Consider the following 18,101-nt stretch of genomic DNA (forward strand, 5'->3'; position numbering starts at 1 on the left):
AGAACCCGAACCATAAGATCGGGAATTCATATAAACACAGGGGAAACATCTTGAAACAGCAGTTCATCCTTAAGCCGTGCGTTCTCGCAGTCGCGTTGGCGCTCGGCTCGTCGCAATTCGCGGTTGCGCAGACGGCGCCTGCGGACGCGCCGGCCATGCAACGGGTCGTCGTGACCGGTTCGAACATCAAACGTATCGACGGCGAAACCGCTTCCCCGGTCCAGGTCGTGACCCATGAGGAAATCGTCGCCATCGGCGCAAGTACCGTCAAGGAAGTGCTCGACACCCTGACCTCGAACACCGGCGCGCTGTCCGACCTGGGCGGCGGCAATTCGTTCGCCAGCGGCGCTACGGGCGTCTCGCTGCGCAACCTCGGCAAGAGCTCCACGCTGACCCTGCTGAACGGTCGCCGCGTGTCCAACTATGGCCTGGCCGACGGCGGCCAGGAAACCTTCGTCAACATCGATTCGCTGCCGTCGGAAATCATCGACCGCGTCGAAATCCTGCTCGACGGCGCCTCCGCGATCTATGGCTCGGACGCCGTTGCAGGCGTGATCAACGTGATCACCAAGAAGTCGTACAAGGGCCTGACGGTCCGCGCCGGCGCGCGCCAGTCGCTGCTGAACAACGCGCTCGACAAGGACCAGACCGCATCGATCACCGGCGGTATCGGCGACCTGAGCGTGGACGGCTACAACGTCTTCGGTAACTTCGAAGCCTACCACCGCACACCGTATTCGGACCGCGAAGTCGAAAATGCGGTGCCGACCTGGTACAAGGACCGCAATCCTTCCTTCGGCGTCACCTCGACCTACGCCTACCCAGGCAACTACGTCGACAAATACCCAAGCAACTACGCCGATCCTGCGCTGGCCGGCAAGAGCTTCAGCACCCCGATGGCCGGTTGCACCACCCTGGTCAGCGGCCTGTGCCGGTTCGACCAGTATGACCGCCTGGGCATCCATGCCGAAGCGAAGCGCTACAACTTCTTCGGCGGCGGCCGCCTGAACCTGTCTTCGGGCCGCAGCGCTTTCTCGGAAGTGACGTACTCGCAGACCACGACGACCTACTACAACCCGCCGCCGATCATGCAATACACCGGCACGGCGTCGCGCTGGTACAGCTCGAAGGAAGGCACGCTGAAGTTCTTCACCGAACCGAAGCTGCCGGTCGGCCATCCGAACAACCCGTACCCGTTCCCGGTCGCCCTGCGTTACCGTTACGCCGACGATCCGAGCCTGTTCAAGGGCGTCGCCGAAGCGAAGCAGTACCGCGTCCTGGCGGGCCTCGAAGGCACCGACTTCGGTTGGGAGTGGAACACCGCCATTGGCGCGATGGGTTCGCGCGTGGTCAACGATATGCGCGGCGGCAAGCACGCTGCCAACTACCTGGCGGCGATCAACAGCGGCGAGTACAAATTCTTCGGCCAGAACAGCGCCGAACTGCTCAATCGCATGTTCCCGACCATCACCTTCGGCGGCGAATCGAAGCAGACCTGGATCGACGCAAAGGCAACCCGTGAGCTGATGCAACTGTCGGGCGGTCCGCTGAGCCTGGCGATCGGTGGCGATTATCGCCGCGACAGCTTCAACGCCTATGTCAGCGATAACATCGCCAACGCCGAAATCGTCGGCTACGGTTCGATCAATGTCAGCGGCGCGCGCAACATCAGCGCCGCGTTTGCCGAGCTCAATGCGCCGATCACCAAGAAGCTGGAACTGAACGGCGCGGTGCGTGCCGACAAGGTTGGCCAGGCCGACATCTCGTTCGTGCCGAAACTGGGCCTGCGCTACCAGGTCATGCCTACGTTCATGCTGCGCGGCACGGTCGCCAACGGCTTCCGCGCGCCAAACGTTGCGGAAACCGGCAAGATCGCGCTGGCCGCGTTCAACAACGGCATCGTCGATCCGAAGCGCTGCGCAACCGCCAACGCCTTGTACGACATTCTCAAGACTGGCAACGCGCTCGACCTGGCCGACAGTGCCCGCGCGCGCGACAGCGGCTGCTCCACCAGCTTCGCCACCGCGGTTCAGGGCAACCCTGAGCTGAAGCCGGAGAAATCGAAGAGCCTGAACTTTGGTTTCGTGCTGGAGCCGAAGAAGAACACCACCCTGACGATGGATTACTACCGCATCGAACGGCGCAATGAAATCGGCACCAAGAGCGTCGACCAGGTCCTGGCCAACGAAGACAAGCTGCCTGGCAGCGTCCAGCGTATTGCTGTGACGCCAGAAGACCAGCGCCTGTCGCAGCGTGCATTCGAACTGTCCGGCAAGACCATCGTGTTCCCGGTCGGTCCTGTGGCGTCGCTGAACAAGCGCTACGAGAACCTGAACAAGACCCGCGTTTCGGGTATTGACATGGAACTGGCGAACAGCCTGACCCTGGGTTCGGCTGGCAAGCTCAAGAGCAGCATCAAGGCCAACTACCAGTTGGACTACCGCAGCTGGGACACCGTCACCGATACTTACACGGAAAACCTGACGGGCGACTACGGCAACTATCGCTACAACATCCGCGCTGCCACCAACTGGAGCAAGGGTGACTGGAACGTGGGCGGTGCGGTGACCTATGTGCCTGAAACGCGCCTGGTGACCGATCGTTACGATAGCAACTACACGGCCGAAGGTTGCGCCGCGCAGGGCATCCCTTCGGACTACTGCAAGCTGGACGAAGACCTGCTGGTCAACTTCAACTTCAGCTACACCGGCATCAAGAAGACGACGATCCGCTTCAACCTGGACAACGTGTTCAACCGCGCCCCTGTGGTCAACGAACGCGCCGGCAATCCACCGCTGCGCGGCCGTGTCGCACGCGTGGTCCTGGAATACACGTTCTAAGCTAGCTGTTTTGTAGTCGCTGGACCTGAAAGCCGCCCCGCGCAAGCCGGGCGGCTTTTTTTCGTCCGCGCCGGCGGCGCAGTTCAAGTAAACTGCGGGCAGCCGTTTGACCAACAAATCCGGCGTGCGAGCCGGTCAACCACCAAGGATGTGCAATGCGTATCAGCCGTTTCTGTTTTTCCCTGACCGGCCGCGTGCTGGCAGCGGCCGTGTTGTTTGGCGCCGCGGGCGCGCCGCTGTGCTCTGCCGCCGCTGCGGCTCCCGCGCCCGCCGTGGCGCAAGCGAGCAAACTGAACCGGCTTGCCGACGCCTTTTATGCCGAGCGCGCCGCGTTCGAGCCGCTGATGATGACCGCCAACGGCGACAGCCGCTACGACGACCAACTGGGTCTGGGCATCGCGCCGAAAGTGCGCGCGGCGCACTACGCCAGCTACCGCCAGTTGCGGCGCCAGCTGTCGGCGATTCCTCGCGACCGCCTGGACGACCGCGACCGGCTCAACCACGAGCTGCTGGCCTATGAGCTCGACAGCGCGCTGGCGATGGAGCCGTTCCCCGATTACCTGCTGCCGCTCGACCAGTTCGACAACGTGCCCAGCACGCTGGCCAACTATGCGAGCGGCACCGGCTCGCAGCCGCTGGCGACGGTGAAGCAGTACCACGCCTACCTGGGCCGCCTGCGCCAGCTGCCGGGCTGGATCGACCAGGCCATCGCCAACATGCGCGAAGGCGTCCGGCGCGGCGTCGTGCAGCCGAAGGCGATCACGCTCGCCATGCTGCCGCAGTTCCGCCAGTTGCGCAGCGCAAGCGCGCAGGACAGCATCTACTACACGCCGATCCGCAAGCTGCCGGCCAGTTTTTCGGCGGCGGACAAGCAGGAGCTGACGGCCGCCTATGGCCAGGCGATCGGCCGGATCGCGCCGGCGCTCGACCGCCTGGTGGCCTACCTGGAAGCGGGCTACCTGCCTGCCAGCCGCGCCAGCACCGGCTGGAGCGAGCTGCCGAATGGCGCGGCCTGGTACCAGGCCCTGATCAAGAACCGCACCACGCTCTCGCTCACGCCCGACGCGATCCACGCCATCGGCTTAAGCGAAGTGGCCCGCATCGAGCAGCAGATGGCGGCGCTGGGGCCGAAGCTGGGCTACACCGGGCCGGCGAATGGCCTGGCGCAGTGGGGCGCCGCGCAGGCGAAATTCAAGCCCTTCACCACTGAGCAGCAGGTGCTCGACGCCTACCGCCAGCTCGATACCGTGGTCAAGGCCAAGCTGCCGTCCTACTTCAGCAAGCTGCCGCAGTCGGCGATGGAGATCCAGCTCGAGCCTGAACTGTCGCGCGCCACGGCCTCGAACCACTACACGCCGGCCGCCGCCGACGGCTCGCATCCCGGCGTGTTCTGGGTGGTGGTCAACGATCCGAAGGCCATCAACACGACCGGCATGACCACGCTGTTCCTGCACGAGGCGCAGCCCGGCCATCATTTGCACGCCGGCCTGCTCAAGGAGCTCGGCCTGCCCGACTTCAGGAAATTCAATACCGAATACATGGCCAGCGCCGCCTTCGCCGAAGGCTGGGGGCTGTATGCGGAAACCCTGGGCAAGGAGTTCGGCCTGTTCGACGATCCTGCGGCGTACTTCGGCCACCTGAACGCGGAACTGACGCGCGCGGTGCGGCTGGTGGTCGATACCGGCATCCACGCCAAGGGCTGGAGCCGCGAGCAGGGGATCGCCTACATGCAGCAGCGCCTGGGCTTGAGTGAGGCGGGGGCGACCAACCAGGTGCAGCGCTACATGGCGTGGCCGGCGCAGGCGCTGAGCTACAAGATGGGCGCGATGAAAATCCAGGAGCTGCGCGCCCGCGCGCAGGCGGCGCTCGGCGAAAAATTCAGCCTGCCGAAATTCCATGAAGTGGTTCTGGGGGAGGGCACCTTGCCGCTGCCGATCCTGGAAGCGCGCGTGGATCGCTGGATCGCCGCGAACAAATAGCTAACTTGCCGTACCTGCGCAGGCAGGTACCCATGCTGAGCGCGCGATAGAGGTGAAAGCCGATTCAGCATGGGTACCAGCCTTCGCTGGTACGACAGGTTCCTGCTAACCGAAGATGGCCTGCTCGCAGCGAGCAAATAGCTAACTTGTCGTACCTGCGCAGGCAGGTACCCATGCTGAGCGCGCGATAGAGGTGAAAGCCGATTCAGCATGGCTACCAGCCTTCGCTGGTACGACAGGTTCCTGCTAACCGAAGATGGCCTGCTCGCAGCGAGCAAATAGCTAACTTGGCGTACCTGCGCACGCCAGGTACCCATGCTGAGCGCGCGATAGAGGTGAAAGCCGATTCAGCATGGGTACCAGCCTTCGCTGGTACGACATGTTCCTGCTAACCGAAGATGGCCTGCTCGCAGCGAGCAAATAGCTAACTTGTCGTACCTGCGCAGGCAGGTACCCAATGCTGAGCGCGCGATAGAGGTGAAAGCCGATTCAGCATGGGTACCAGCCTTCGCTGGTACGACATGTTCCTGCTAACCGAAGATGGCCTGCTCGCAGCGAGCAAATAGCTAACTTGTCGTACCTGCGCAGGCAGGTACCCATGCTGAGCGCGCGATAGAGGTGAAAGCCGGTTCAGCATGGGTACCAGCCTTCGCTGGTACGACAGGTTCCTGTTAACCGAAGATGGCCTGCTCGCAGCGAGCAAATAGCTAACTTGTCGTACCTGCGCAGGCAGGTACCCATGCTGAGGCGCGATAGAGGTGAAGGCCGATTCAGCATGGGCACCAGCCTTCGCTGGTACGACATGTTCCTGCTAACCGAAGATGGCCTGCCAAAGCGCGACGACGTTCGCCGCGTGCGTGGCCACCAGCGCCGGCTCGACGCGCGCATTGTCCTGCCCCTGCAGGCGCACCTGATGCTGCAGCTTGCGCATCGCGCGGTAGGCGTCGGCCACCGCGCCGGCCAGCGCCGCGTCGATCAGCCCCAGTTCGCCGCACACCTTGAGCAGCGCGATGTTGCCGGTGTTGGCGGTCAGCTGCGGGTACTGGTGCGCATGGCGCAGCACCAGGTACTGCACCATGAACTCGATGTCGATCATGCCGCCGGCATCCTGCTTCAAATCGAAGCCGAAGCCGCCGGGGGAGCGCGCATCGTGCATCCGCGCGCGCATCTTCAGCACCTCGTCCTTCAGCGGATCGTCCGCACCGCTCCGGTCCTTGCGCAGCACCTGCTCGCGGATTTGCTCGAAGCGCGCGCCGATGGCGGCGTCGCCGGCGCAAAAGCGCGCGCGCGTCAGCGCCTGGTGTTCCCACGCCCAGGCCGCGCCGTTCTGGTAGCGCTCGAACGCGGCCACCGACGACACCAGCATGCCCGAGGCGCCGTCCGGCCGCAGCGCGGTGTCGACATCGAACAGGATGCCAGCCGAGGTGTGCGCCGTCATCCAGGTGATGAAGCGCTGCGCCAGCTTGGCGTAGTTGTGCGGCGCGTCCTGGTCGTCGTCGTCGAACAGGAAGATCACGTCGAGGTCGGAGATGTAGCCCAGCTCCTTGCCGCCCAATTTGCCATAGGCGATCACGGCGAAGCGCGGCACCTCGCGGTGGCGCGTGGCGATCGCCTGCCAGGCCGCCTTGATGGTGGCGTCGACGATCAGGTCGGCCAGCGCCGACAGGTAGTCGGCCAGCCGCTCCACCGTCAGGCTGCCGGCCAAGTCCTGCGCCAGCAGGCGGAACAGCTGCGCGTGGTGGAACTCGCGCAGGATGTCCATCTGGCGCTCGGTGTCCCCGGGCGCGCCGTCGAGCTGCTGCTGCAGTTCGAGCGCCAGCGCCGCGCAGTCGGGCGCCGCGCCGTGCTGGCGGGCGTCGAGCAGTTCGTCGAGCAGGATCGGATGCTGGGTCAGGAAGGTCGCGGCCCAGCCGCTCGCGTTCATCATCCGGATCACGCGTTCGAGCGTGTGCGGGTATTCGGTCAGCAGCGACAGGTAGGCCGAGCGCCGCGCGATCGCTTCGAAAAAATCGAGCAGACGCGCCAGCGTCGCGCTGTGGCTGCCCACGCCCGCCTCGCCGATCACGCGCGCGAGCAGGGGCAGCGCGGCGTTCAGCAAGGCCAGCAGGCGCGTGCGGCTGGCCTCGGGCAGCGCCTGCAGGCGCGGCGCCTGCCAGGTCGCCATCAGCCGGCCGGCGGCGCCGGCGGCGTTGTCGAAGCCCAGTTCCGTCAGGCGCGCTTCGATCGCGGCGCGGTTGTCCAGGTCCGCCGCGGCGTCGCTCGAATGCGGGTTGACCGCGTCGACGCTGTCGCTCTTGTCGCTGAAGATGGCGTCGAACTGCGCGGCGACGAAGGCGCGGTGCGCCGCCAGCGCGGCCAGCAGCGCGTCGGTGCCGGGCAGGTTCATCATGCGCGCGATGATGGCGCGTTCGGGCTCGCCGGCCGGCAGCGTGTGGGTCTGGGCGTCGTCCAGGTACTGCAGGCGGTGCTCGAGATTGCGCAGGAAGGTGTAGGAGTCAAGCAGGCGGTCGACCGTCTCGCGCGGCAGCAGGTCCTTGTCGGCCAGCACGCGCAAGGTGGCGCGGGTCGAGCGCTCGCGCAAGGCGGCGTCGCGCCCGCCGCGGATCAGCTGGAACACCTGCGCCAAAAATTCGATCTCGCGGATGCCGCCGCGCCCCAGCTTGACGTTGTTGCTGCGGTCCGGATGCAGGCGCTCCTGGCGGTCCACCTCGGCGCGGATCTGGCCGTGCATGGTGCGGATCGCGTCGATCACGCCGAAGTCGAGGTAGCGGCGGAACACGAACGGGCGCACGATGGCGTCGAGCGCGGCGATGTCGGCCGGATCGCCGGTAACAGCGCGCGCCTTGACCCAGGCGTAGCGTTCCCATTCGCGGCCCTGGACGATCAGGTAGTTCTCGACCATCGACAGGCTGGCCACCAGCGGGCCGGACTTGCCGTTCGGGCGCAGCGCCATGTCGACCCGGAACACGAAGCCGTCCTCGATCACTTCCGACAGCGCCGCGATCAGCTTCTTGCCCAGGCGGCCGAAAAATTCGTGGTTCGACAGGCCGCGCTGGCCGGGGCCGGCGGCGGTGTCGCCGTCCTCGGGATAGACGAAGATCAGGTCGATGTCGGACGACACGTTCAGTTCGCCGCCACCCTGTTTGCCCATCGCCAGCACCATCATCTGCTGGGGCAGGCCGGACTCGCCGCCCATCGGCATGCCGTGCTGGGCCACCAGTTCCTCCATCAGCGGCGCCAGCGCGGCCTGGATGGCGAAGTCGGCCAGGCCGGTCATCGCGCCGACCACCTCGGCCAGGTCGGCCTGGCCGTCCAGGTCGCGCCGGATGATGGCCGCCACCAGCAGGTTGCGCAGGCGGCGCAGCGCGCGCGGCAGGGGCAGGGCGGGCCGGTCCGCCGCGGGCGCGGCCTCGGTCTCCAGTTCCGCGCCAAAATCGAGCCGGTCAAGGGATAATTGGCTGAGCGCTTCGACGCGCGCGGCGCGGCCGGGATCGGCGGCCAGCCAGCGTTGGTAGAAGCGCGATGTCGGGGCCTGCGAAATTGGATGCATGGAAACGGTCCGGCAGAGTGAAACAGAGTGAAAGTGCGCTTGGGAATCGTCCGCCATGGGGTAGAATTGGGCCGCCCCGCCCATGTCGGGTCAGCAAGATGGTACGGCAGGCGGACGCGTTGGCGCAAGCGCGCTGTTTTTTGACGATTTTTTGAACCCGCGAGCGACCTATTAGTCTTTTGATGCAGCAGCCTGAATCCGAGGGCGTCACCGCGCACCTGCCGCTGGCGGAGCGCTGGCGCAGGCTGCGTGCGGCCTATCGCGTCTGCAACCTGGCTTCGCACCACATCCTGGGCTTCACGGTCAAGCTGGCGCTGCTGCTGTACTTCGCGTTCACGCTGCTGTTCCTGGCGCTGCGCTACGCGATCCTGCCCAACATCGACTACTACAAGGGCGACATCGAGCGCCTGGCCAGCCGCGCGGTCGGCAACCAGGTTTCGATCGCCCGCATCTACGCCTCGTGGGACGGCCTGCGGCCCAACCTGTTCCTGGGCGACGTGATGCTGCGCGATCCGCAGGGCCGCGCCGCGCTGACGCTGCCGAGCGTGTCGGCCACGCTGGGATGGTCGAGCCTGCTGGCCGGCGACGCCCGCTTCGAGTCGCTCGAAATCATCCGTCCCACGCTCGACGTGCGGCGCGATGCGGCCGGCCGGCTGTCGGTGGCCGGCATCGTGCTCAAGAGCCAGAAGGGCGGGGCGCCCAACGACTGGGTGCTGCGCCAGAGCCACATCCTGATCCGCGAGGGCAAGATCAACTGGACCGACCAGCTGCGCGGCGCGCCCGAGCTGGCGCTGGAAAACGTCAACCTGGTGCTGCTCAACACCTGGAACCGCCACCGCTTCGCGCTGCACGCGACGCCGCCGGCCAGCCTGGCCCAGCCGCTCGACGTGCGCGCCGATTTCACCAGTCCCCGCTTCGCCGCCAGCCGCGCCGATGTCTCGCTGTGGAAGGGCGAGCTGTACGCCAACCTGCGCGATACCGACCTGGCCGGCTGGAAGGCTTACTTCGATTACCCGTTCCAGCTGACCCAGGGCCGCGGCTCGGTGCGCGCCTGGCTCTCGCTCGACCATGCCAAGCTGGCCGGCTTCACCGCCGACGTCGCGCTGGCCGGCGTCAGCGCGAAGCTGGGCAAGGACTTGCCGCCGCTGGAACTGGCCAGCGCCACCGGGCGCCTGTCGGCGCGCGAACAATTCCCCGACGGCGTCGAAGACGGCGTGCCTTCCTTCGGCGCCCACGGCCACAGCGTTACCCTGGACAATTTTTCGGTCGTCACGGTGGACGGCCTGAGCCTGCCGCCGACGACCCTGTCCGAAACCTTCACCCCCGCCACCAAGAGCAAGCCGGAAAAGGTTGTCGTCAGCGCGCGCCTGATCGACCTGGCGACGCTGGCCGAACTGGCGGGGCAGTTGCCGATGCAGGCGAGCAAGCGCGCGATGCTCGACGACTTCAAGCCGCGCGGCAAGCTGCACGATTTCTCGGCCGAATGGGAAGGCGCGTATCCGGCGATCTCGTCCTACCGCGTGCGCGGTCGGGTCGAGCAGCTCGGCCTGAACGCCCAGCCGCCGCGGCCGGCCCAGCCGAAAACGGCGACCACGCCCGCGGTGGCGGCGGTGCCGGCCATTCCCGGCTTCGACCACCTGACCGGCACCATCGACGCCAGCGACAAGGGCGGCGCGCTGGCGCTCGACTCGAGCAACCTGATCCTGCAGATGCCGCACTTCTTCGCCGAGCCGGCGATGCCGTTCGACCAGTTCAAGATGCAGGCGCGCTGGTCCTACCCCAGGGCGGACCAGCTGGCGCTGCAGCTCGATGGCCTGTCCTTCGTGCAGGGCAAGCTGCAGGCGTCGCTGGCGGGCACCCACCTGATGCCGCTCACGCCCGGTGCCGGCAAGCTCGGCGTGGCCGACCTGCACGGCACCCTGACCGGCTTCCAGATCAACCGGATCGACCGCTTCCTGCCGCTGCAGACCCCGCCGCACCTGCGCGCCTGGCTGGCCGGCGCGCTCGAGGACGGCATGCTGGAAGACGCCACCGTGCGCCTGCGCGGCGAACTGGCGCAGTTCCCCTATCGCGCCGAGACCGCGGGCGAACGCGCGCGCGGCGAGTTCCGCGTTGCCGGCCGCATTGCCGACGGCAAGCTCAATTACACGCCGGGGCGCTTCGGCAAGGACGGCAAGGCGCCGCTGTGGCCGCAGGCCGAGAAAATCAACGGCAGCATCGTGTTCGACCGCACCCGCATGGAGATCAAGGCCGACACCGCGCAGACCGGCGGCGTGGCGCTGTCGGCGGTCAAGGCGGTGGTGCCGGACCTGCTGTCGCATGACCTGCAGCTCGAGATCGACGGCAACGCCGCCGGGCCGCTGCAGGAGTTCCTCAAGTACGTCGCGGCCAGCCCGGTGACTGACTGGATCGGCCACTTCACCGACGACGCCAAGGCGAGCAATGGCGCGAAGCTTGGACTGAAGCTGCGCATGCCGCTGGCGCACTTGCTCGACACCAAAGTGAACGGCAGCCTGCAGCTGATGAGCAACGACGTGGTGCTGTTCGAGGACCTGCCGCCCCTGCAGGCGGCGATCGGCAAGATCGACTTCACCGAGCGCGGCGTCGCCCTCAACGGCGTCGGCGCCAGCTTCCTGGGCGGGCCGCTGGCGCTGACCGGCGGGACCCAGAAGGATGGCGCCATCGTGATCCGGCTGGCGGGCTCGGCCAGCGCCGACGGCATGCGCAAGACCTGGCCGGCGCCGGCGATGCAGCGCCTGGCCAGCCACTTCAGCGGCGCCGCGCGCTTCACCGGCGCGGTCGCGGTGAAAGACCACAAGGTCGAAGTGACGGTCGATTCGACCCTGGGAGGCCTGGGCCTGGCGTTCCCGGCGCCGCTGAACAAGCCGGCCGCCTCCGAAGCGCTGCCGCTGCATTTCGTGCTGACTGGGATGCCGACCGGCGACGCCAACATCGCGCGCGACGACATCCGCATCACGCTCGGCTCGGCCATCTCGGCGCGCTACCTGCGCCAGAAGGTAGGCAAGGCGCCGTGGAACGTGGTGCGCGGCGGCATCGGCGTCAACGTGCCGGCGCCCGAGCCCGACAGCGGCGTGATGGTCAACGCCAACATGAAGTCGCTCAACGTCGACCAGTGGATCGCGCTCGGCGGCAATATCGCCGGGCCGGCCGGCCCCGCGCCGGCGCCGGCGGCCGACGCCGCGCCCGGGCCGCAGGGCCTGGCGCAGTACGTGGTGCCGGACGTGCTGGCGGCGCGCGCCAACGAACTGATCGTCGGCGAACGCAAGCTCGACAACGTGGTGGTCGGCGCCTCGCACCAGAAGGATACCTGGCAGGCCAGCATCGATTCGAAGCAGGCCTCCGGCTACGTGACGTGGAACGAGGGCCCGAGCGGGCAGGGTCTGGGCAAGGTCACCGCGCGCCTGGCCACCCTGATCATTCCCGAGTCGGCCGAAGCCGAAGTGAAGGACCTGCTCGAAGGCGGCAAGAGCGCCACGGCCAGCATCCCCGCGCTCGACATCGTGGCCGAGCGCTTCGAACTGTTCAACAAGCAGCTGGGCCGGCTCGAACTGGTGGCCAGCAACGAGAAGGCGCTGGCGGGGCGCGAATGGCGCATCAACCGGCTGTCGCTGGTCAACCCGGACGGCGACCTGAAGGCCACCGGCAAGTGGCTGACCAAGGACGGCAAGAGCAACACCAGCGTCAACTTCACCATGGACATCGCCGACGCCGGCCGCCTGCTGGACCGCTTCGGCTTCCCCGGCACCTTAAAGCGCGGCAAGGGCAAGCTGTCCGGCGACATCGCCTGGATGGGGCTACCGTACTCGCTCGACATCCCGAGCCTGTCGGGCCAGATCCAGATGAACGTCGAGTCCGGCCAGTTCCTCAAGCAGGACCCGGGCGCGGCCAAGCTGCTCGGCGTGCTCAGCCTGCAGGCGCTGCCGCGTTTGCTCAAGCTCGACTTCCACGACGTGTTCTCGGAAGGGCTGGCGTTCGACGGCATCAGCGCCAACGCCATCATCGCCAAGGGCGTGCTGAAAACCGACAACCTCAAGATGCACGGCGTGGCCGCCACGGTGCTGATGGACGGCACCGCCGACATCGCGCACGAGACCACCAACCTGCATGTGGTGGTGATCCCCGAATTCAACCTCGGCACCGGGCCGCTGGTGTACGCGCTGGCGGTCAATCCGGTGATCGGGCTGGGCAGCTTCTTGGCGCAGCTGTTCCTGCGCGCGCCAGTGATGAAGGCGCTGACCTACCAGATGAAGGTCGAAGGGCCGTGGAAGGCGCCGGTGATCACCAAGCTCGACCATCGCACGCCGCTGCCGGCAGCGGCGGTAAAAAAATAAGCCAACGCCGGGGTCTGGTCCTGCGGACCTGACCCCATTTGGACTTCACGATGTGCTCAACATGGGGTCAGGTCCGCAGGACCAGACCCCCATCTTCCAGCAGGAGCAGACGATGACGACAGTAGCCGCAATCCAGATGGTCTCCACGCCCGACGTGGCCGAAAACATCGCCACCGCGCGCCGCCTGGTGGCGCAGGCCGCCGCCGCCGGCGCGACCCTGGTCAGCCTGCCGGAATACTGGCCGATCATGGGCATGAGCGACACCGACAAAGTGGCCCACGCCGAGCATCCCGGCGCCGGCCCGATCCAGGACTTCATGGCCGACTGCGCGCGCGGCCACGGCATCTGGCTGATCGGCGGCACCCTGCCGCTGGTATCAAGCGACGCCGGCAAGGTGCTCAACACCACCCTGGTCTACAACCCCGACGGCGAGCCCGCCGGGCGCTACGACAAGATCCACTTGTTCGGCTTCAACAAGGGCGACGAGTCCTACGACGAGGCGCGCACCATCGTGCCGGGCGCCCACGTCGGCACCTTCGAGGCGCCGTTCGGCCGGGTCGGCCTGTCGGTCTGTTACGACCTGCGCTTTCCCGAGCTGTACCGGGCGATGGGCGAGTGCGCGCTGATCGTCGTGCCGGCCGCGTTCACCTACACCACCGGCAGCGCGCACTGGGAAGTGCTGCTGCGCGCGCGCGCCATCGAAAACCAGTGCTACGTGCTGGCGGCGGCACAGGGCGGCACCCATCAGAACGGCCGGCGCACCTTCGGCCACAGCATGCTGATCGACCCCTGGGGTGCGGTGAAAACGGTGCTGGCCGAGGGCGAGGGCGTGATCAAGGGCGAGATCGACCTGGCCGTGCAGGCCAACGTGCGCGAAAGCTTGCCGGCGCTCAAGCATCGCCGGATGTGAGCCGGTGCGCCGCGGCGCTCTATGGCACAATGCCAGCATCACCATGAAAGAGCCGCACAATGAAACCATTTGAACCGAACCTGTCGACCCTGGCCGTGGCGCGCGATGTGCTGCTGACCCCGTTCGGGCTGGACGAAGCGAAACTGCTCAAGGCGCTCGGCACGATGTTCACGCACAAGGTCGACTACGCCGACCTGTATTTCCAATTCACCAAGAGCGAAGGCTGGAGCCTGGAAGAAGGCATCGTCAAGACCGGCAGCTTCTCGATCGACCAGGGCGTCGGCGTGCGCGCCATCTCGGGCGACAAGACCGCGTTCTCCTACTCCGACGAAATCTCCGAAAGCGCGCTGCTCGAAGCGGCGGCGGCCACGCGCACCATCGCGCGCGTGGGCAACGGCAAGATCAAGGTCGCCACTTCCGCGCAGCCGACCGGCGGGCGCTCGCTGTACCTGCCGAACGACCCGCTCGACTCGCTCGACGCGACGGCCAAGGTCAAGCTGCTCGAGCGCGTCGAAAAAATGGCGCGCGCCAAGGACAATCGCGTGGTGCAGGTGATGGCGGGCCTGGCCGGCGAATACGACGTGGTGCTGGTGGTGCGCAGCGACGGCGTGCTGGCGGCCGACATCCGGCCGCTGGTGCGGGTGTCGGTCACCGTCATCGTCGAACAGGACGGCCGCCGCGAGATGGGTTCGTCGGGCGGCGGCGGGCGCTACAACTACGGCTACTTCAGCGACGAGATCCTGCAGCAGTATGCGGACGAAGCGGTCAAGGCCGCCGTGGTCAACCTCGACGCGCGCCCGGCGCCGGCGGGGCCGATGACCATCGTGCTCGGACCAGGCTGGCCCGGCGTGCTGCTGCACGAGGCGATCGGGCACGGCCTCGAGGGCGACTTCAACCGCAAGGGATCGTCGGCGTTTTCCGGCCGCATCGGCGAGCGCGTGGCGGCCAAGGGCGTCACGGTGGTCGACGACGGCACGCTGCAGAACCGCCGCGGCTCGCTCAACATGGACGACGAGGGCAACGCCACCCAGTGCACCACGCTGATCGAGGACGGCATCCTGAAGGGCTACATCCAGGACACGATGAACGCGCGCCTGATGAAGATGCCCGTGACCGGCAACGCGCGGCGTGAATCGTTCGCGCACCTGCCGATGCCGCGCATGACCAACACTTACATGCTGGGCGGCGACAAGGACCCGGAAGAAATTCTCGCGTCGGTCAAGAACGGCCTGTATGCGGTCAATTTTGGCGGCGGCCAGGTCGATATCACCAACGGCAAATTCGTGTTCTCGGCCAGCGAAGCGTACATGATCGAAAACGGCAAGGTGACCTATCCGGTCAAGGGCGCCACGCTGATCGGCAACGGCCCGGACGTACTCAATCGCGTCTCGATGATCGGCAACGACATGCGCCTCGACTCGGGCGTGGGCGTGTGCGGCAAGGAAGGCCAGAGCGTGCCGGTGGGCGTGGGCCAGCCGACCCTGCGCATCGAAGACGTGACGGTGGGCGGCACCGCGTAAGATATCCGCGTCGCGCAGCATATGAAAACAGCCCGGACTTCCGGGCTGTGTTCTTTGGTGCGTAGGTTATTCGCTGGCGCCGACCAAGATGGGGTCAGGTCCGCCGGACCTGACCCCGCCTTTGCACGCTGCGCCGATTAACCGCTCAGAACTTGTACGAAGCGTTGAAGTACGCCGTGCGGCCGCGCGCATCGTAGTAGCGGTCGTCATACCCAAATTGCTGGCCACGGTTGGCGCCCGACGTCGATGGCACGAACGGCGGCGCCTTGTTCGTCAGGTTCAACACGCCGATGGTGGCCGACCAGGTCTTGTTCGGGGCCCACACCGCTTGCCAGTCGATCGTCGAGTAGAAGCCCACTTCCTTGCGGATGTCTTCCTGTCCCGTCACGTTGCCGGCGGCGTCCAGCACGTCCACCGTGGTTTCCTGGTCGCGGTAGCCGGATTTGAAATTGATCGCCAGCGTATTGGTCCATTTGCCCGTTTTCAGGGTATTGCTCCAATGGCCCTGGTTGCGGAAGGTCACCGCGCCCAGTTCGGCGAAGTTGCCGATCGCCGAGTAGTAGGCGCCATCCCTTTGCAGCTGGCTCACTTCCCGCAGCATCCGTGTCATGTTCAGTTGCGAGGTCAGCAGGCCAATCGGGCTGCGGTAGCGGCCGGTGATTTCATAGTCGATCCCGGTGGCGTACGACTTGCCCAGGTTCTGGTTGTCGGCGAGGAAGGCGAGGTAGTTCTTGCCGGTACCGATGTCCACCAGGGAGCCCCAGGATTTGGCGTACCGCGCCGGATCGGCAAATACCACCTGTTCGGTCAACTGGCCAAACGTGTCGCGGATCTGCACATGCCACAGGTCGGCGCCCAAGGTGATGTAGCTGACCGGCTCGAAACGAAAGCCCAGGGTCGCTTGCCTGGATTTTTCCGGCTTCAGTTCGGCGTTGCCGCCGGCAAGTTCATCGTACTGCCGGTTTCCTGGCTGGCACAGCGCATTGTGGGCGTCTGCGACCGCCTGCAGCGCGGGCGTGCAGGTATATTTTTCGCTCGTGACGCCATAGCCCTGCTGGATCGCGTTCACCTGCGGCACGGTCGGCGCGTGGAAGCCGTTGCCAATCGAGCCGCGAATCATCAGGGTTGGTTTCGGGGTCCACTTGAAGCTGGCCTTGGCGGTCGTCGCGCTGCCGAAGTCGGAGTAGTGGTCGTAACGCAGGGCAGTGCCCAATTCGAGCGTCTTGTACACCGGGATGACCAGTTCGGCGAACAGGCCTTGCGATGTGCGCGATGCGTCGTACGGCAAGGAACTGGCGGGGTCGCCGAAGCGCTGGTCGCACTCGAGCGCGCCGCCGCACAGCACGCCGGCGGCCGGATCGGCGAGTTTGCCCTGGGCGAACAAGCTTGGGCGTGACGCGAAGGATTCGCGGTTGATGTTCGCGCCCACGCCGAGCATCAGGCCGCCGCCCTCCATGCGCATCAGTTCATGCGAGCCGTTGGCCGTCAGGGAATGCAGCTTGGAGATGCCGCCGTCCCAGTAGCCGGAATAGGTCGCCGCCTTGATCGCCGCTTGCGCCGCGGCGCTTTGCTGGCCCGGCCCCACGAAGGGATCGAGCAGTCCGCCGCTTGTCAGGGCCTTGACGGCCAGCGCGCCGGGGTAACCGGAAATATTGCCCTTGACCTTGCTCTCCGAGAAGTTGTACGACGCGCTGTAGTCCCATCCGGCGATCACGCCGCGCGAACCAAGCACCAGGCTGGCGAACTGCGCCTCGTCGTTCGAGGTCCGCGGGCCCATGTCGAACAGGCGATAAAACGCCAGGCTGTCGCCGGTGATCCCGATCGGCTGCAAATACTTGACCGCCAGGGGCGAGCCGGCGGCGATGGAGATCGAGCCTGGCACCGGCGCGATGCGCGACACCTGCGTGCTTTTCGACAGCATGATGTCGGCGAACAGTTCCTGCCCGGCGTACTTGGCGGTGGCCGATGCCATGAAGTTGTCGCGCTTGCGCTCCGGGAAAATCTCCAGGTCCCTGACGAAGTCGTAGCCGCAATAGTCATCGGCCAGGCCCGACCCGTCGTTGTACGGTTCGATGACGCGGAAGGTCTTGGCCGGACAGGCGCCGGTGGTCTTTTGGTAGGGGCTGATCAGCTGGCCTTGATCGTCGAGCGCATTGGCGGGAATCGGGCTGGCGGAAAACTGCTGCTTGCGGTAGCGCTTGCCGTTGGCGGAGAAATCCACTTTCCCGGTATTGGCGAAGGAGCGGTCGACCGACCCAAGCTTGGTCCGCTCGTCGTGGCCAAAGGTGAGCATGACGTTGTAGCCGTCGGTGTCGAGCGAACCGAATCCCTTGGTGGCGCTGAGGCGTTTTTCGTACGCGCCATTTTGCGGATGGGAATACCCGATCGTGACGTCGCCATCGGTCCGGTCGTGCTTGGTAATGAAGTTGACCACGCCGGCAATCGCGTCGGCGCCGTACAGGGCCGAGGCGCCGTCGGTCAGCAACTCGACGCGATCGATGGCCGACAGCGGGATGGAATTGAGGTCGAAGCCGGCGGCAAATCCGGTCAGCGTCTGGCCGCCGAATTGCGCCAGGCGCTTGCCGTTGAGCAGCACGAGGGTGCGCGTCTCGCCGACGTTGTGGATGGATATTCCCGAGAAGCCGAAACTGCTTCCGCCGACAGAGGCCGACTCGCCGGTCGAGCCTTGCACGGTCGAGAGTTTCTTCACCAGGTCGGCCGCCGAGGTAACGCCCGATTCGCGAATTGCCGCGGCCGTCATCACGGTGACCGGCAGCGCGCCTTCGGCGGCAATGCGTTTGATCGACGAGCCGGTAATTTCCACCCGCTGGATCGGCGCGGCGGCTTGCTCTTGCTGGGCCTGCGCGGGCAGGGCGAGCATTGCCAAACCGGCGCACGCGCCGCCGGCGAACAGGCGGCGCAGCGATTGGGACAAAACAGTTTCTTTCAT

At 66.2% G+C, this 18,101-nt stretch carries 7 protein-coding genes; 5 read left to right on the forward strand and 2 right to left on the reverse strand.

Features of this window, described 5'->3' with window-relative positions:
- The first annotated feature begins 50 nt into the window (after positions 1-50).
- Positions 51-2,840, forward strand: a complete 2,790-nt coding sequence (locus tag Q4S45_RS02345) for a TonB-dependent siderophore receptor (RefSeq protein WP_305508778.1) — start codon at positions 51-53, stop codon at positions 2,838-2,840.
- A 155-nt stretch (positions 2,841-2,995) separates the two neighbouring features.
- On the forward strand, positions 2,996-4,819 hold the full coding sequence (locus Q4S45_RS02350; RefSeq protein WP_305508780.1) for a DUF885 family protein: 1,824 nt from the start codon (positions 2,996-2,998) through the stop codon (positions 4,817-4,819).
- Positions 4,820-5,630: 811 nt separating this feature from the next.
- On the opposite strand, the gene glnE is transcribed toward Q4S45_RS02350, so the two are convergent.
- Positions 5,631-8,369: a bifunctional [glutamate--ammonia ligase]-adenylyl-L-tyrosine phosphorylase/[glutamate--ammonia-ligase] adenylyltransferase gene (gene glnE, locus Q4S45_RS02355; protein ID WP_305508782.1), complete on the reverse strand. Its 2,739-nt coding sequence runs from the start codon at positions 8,367-8,369 to the stop codon at positions 5,631-5,633.
- Positions 8,370-8,551: 182 nt separating this feature from the next.
- On the opposite strand from glnE, the gene Q4S45_RS02360 reads away from it, so the two are divergent.
- The 3 genes from Q4S45_RS02360 (at position 8,552) to tldD (ending at position 15,151) form a co-directional block, all read left to right on the forward strand.
- A complete protein-coding gene (locus Q4S45_RS02360) occupies positions 8,552-12,721 on the forward strand; it encodes a YhdP family protein (protein WP_305508783.1) in 4,170 nt (1,389 codons plus the stop codon).
- Between the two features lie 112 nt (positions 12,722-12,833).
- Entirely contained in the window at positions 12,834-13,631 is a 798-nt protein-coding gene (locus Q4S45_RS02365) for a carbon-nitrogen hydrolase family protein (RefSeq protein WP_305508785.1), read from the forward strand.
- A 59-nt stretch (positions 13,632-13,690) separates the two neighbouring features.
- Positions 13,691-15,151, forward strand: a complete 1,461-nt coding sequence (gene tldD / locus Q4S45_RS02370) for a metalloprotease TldD (protein ID WP_305508787.1) — start codon at positions 13,691-13,693, stop codon at positions 15,149-15,151.
- A 145-nt stretch (positions 15,152-15,296) separates the two neighbouring features.
- On the opposite strand, the gene Q4S45_RS02375 is transcribed toward tldD, so the two are convergent.
- Complete coding sequence (locus tag Q4S45_RS02375) at positions 15,297-18,101, reverse strand: TonB-dependent siderophore receptor (RefSeq protein ID WP_305508789.1); 2,805 nt, start codon at positions 18,099-18,101, stop codon at positions 15,297-15,299.

The sequence above is a fragment of the Massilia sp. R2A-15 genome (assembly GCF_030704305.1).
In the GTDB taxonomy this organism is placed as follows: domain Bacteria; phylum Pseudomonadota; class Gammaproteobacteria; order Burkholderiales; family Burkholderiaceae_D; genus JAFCUW01.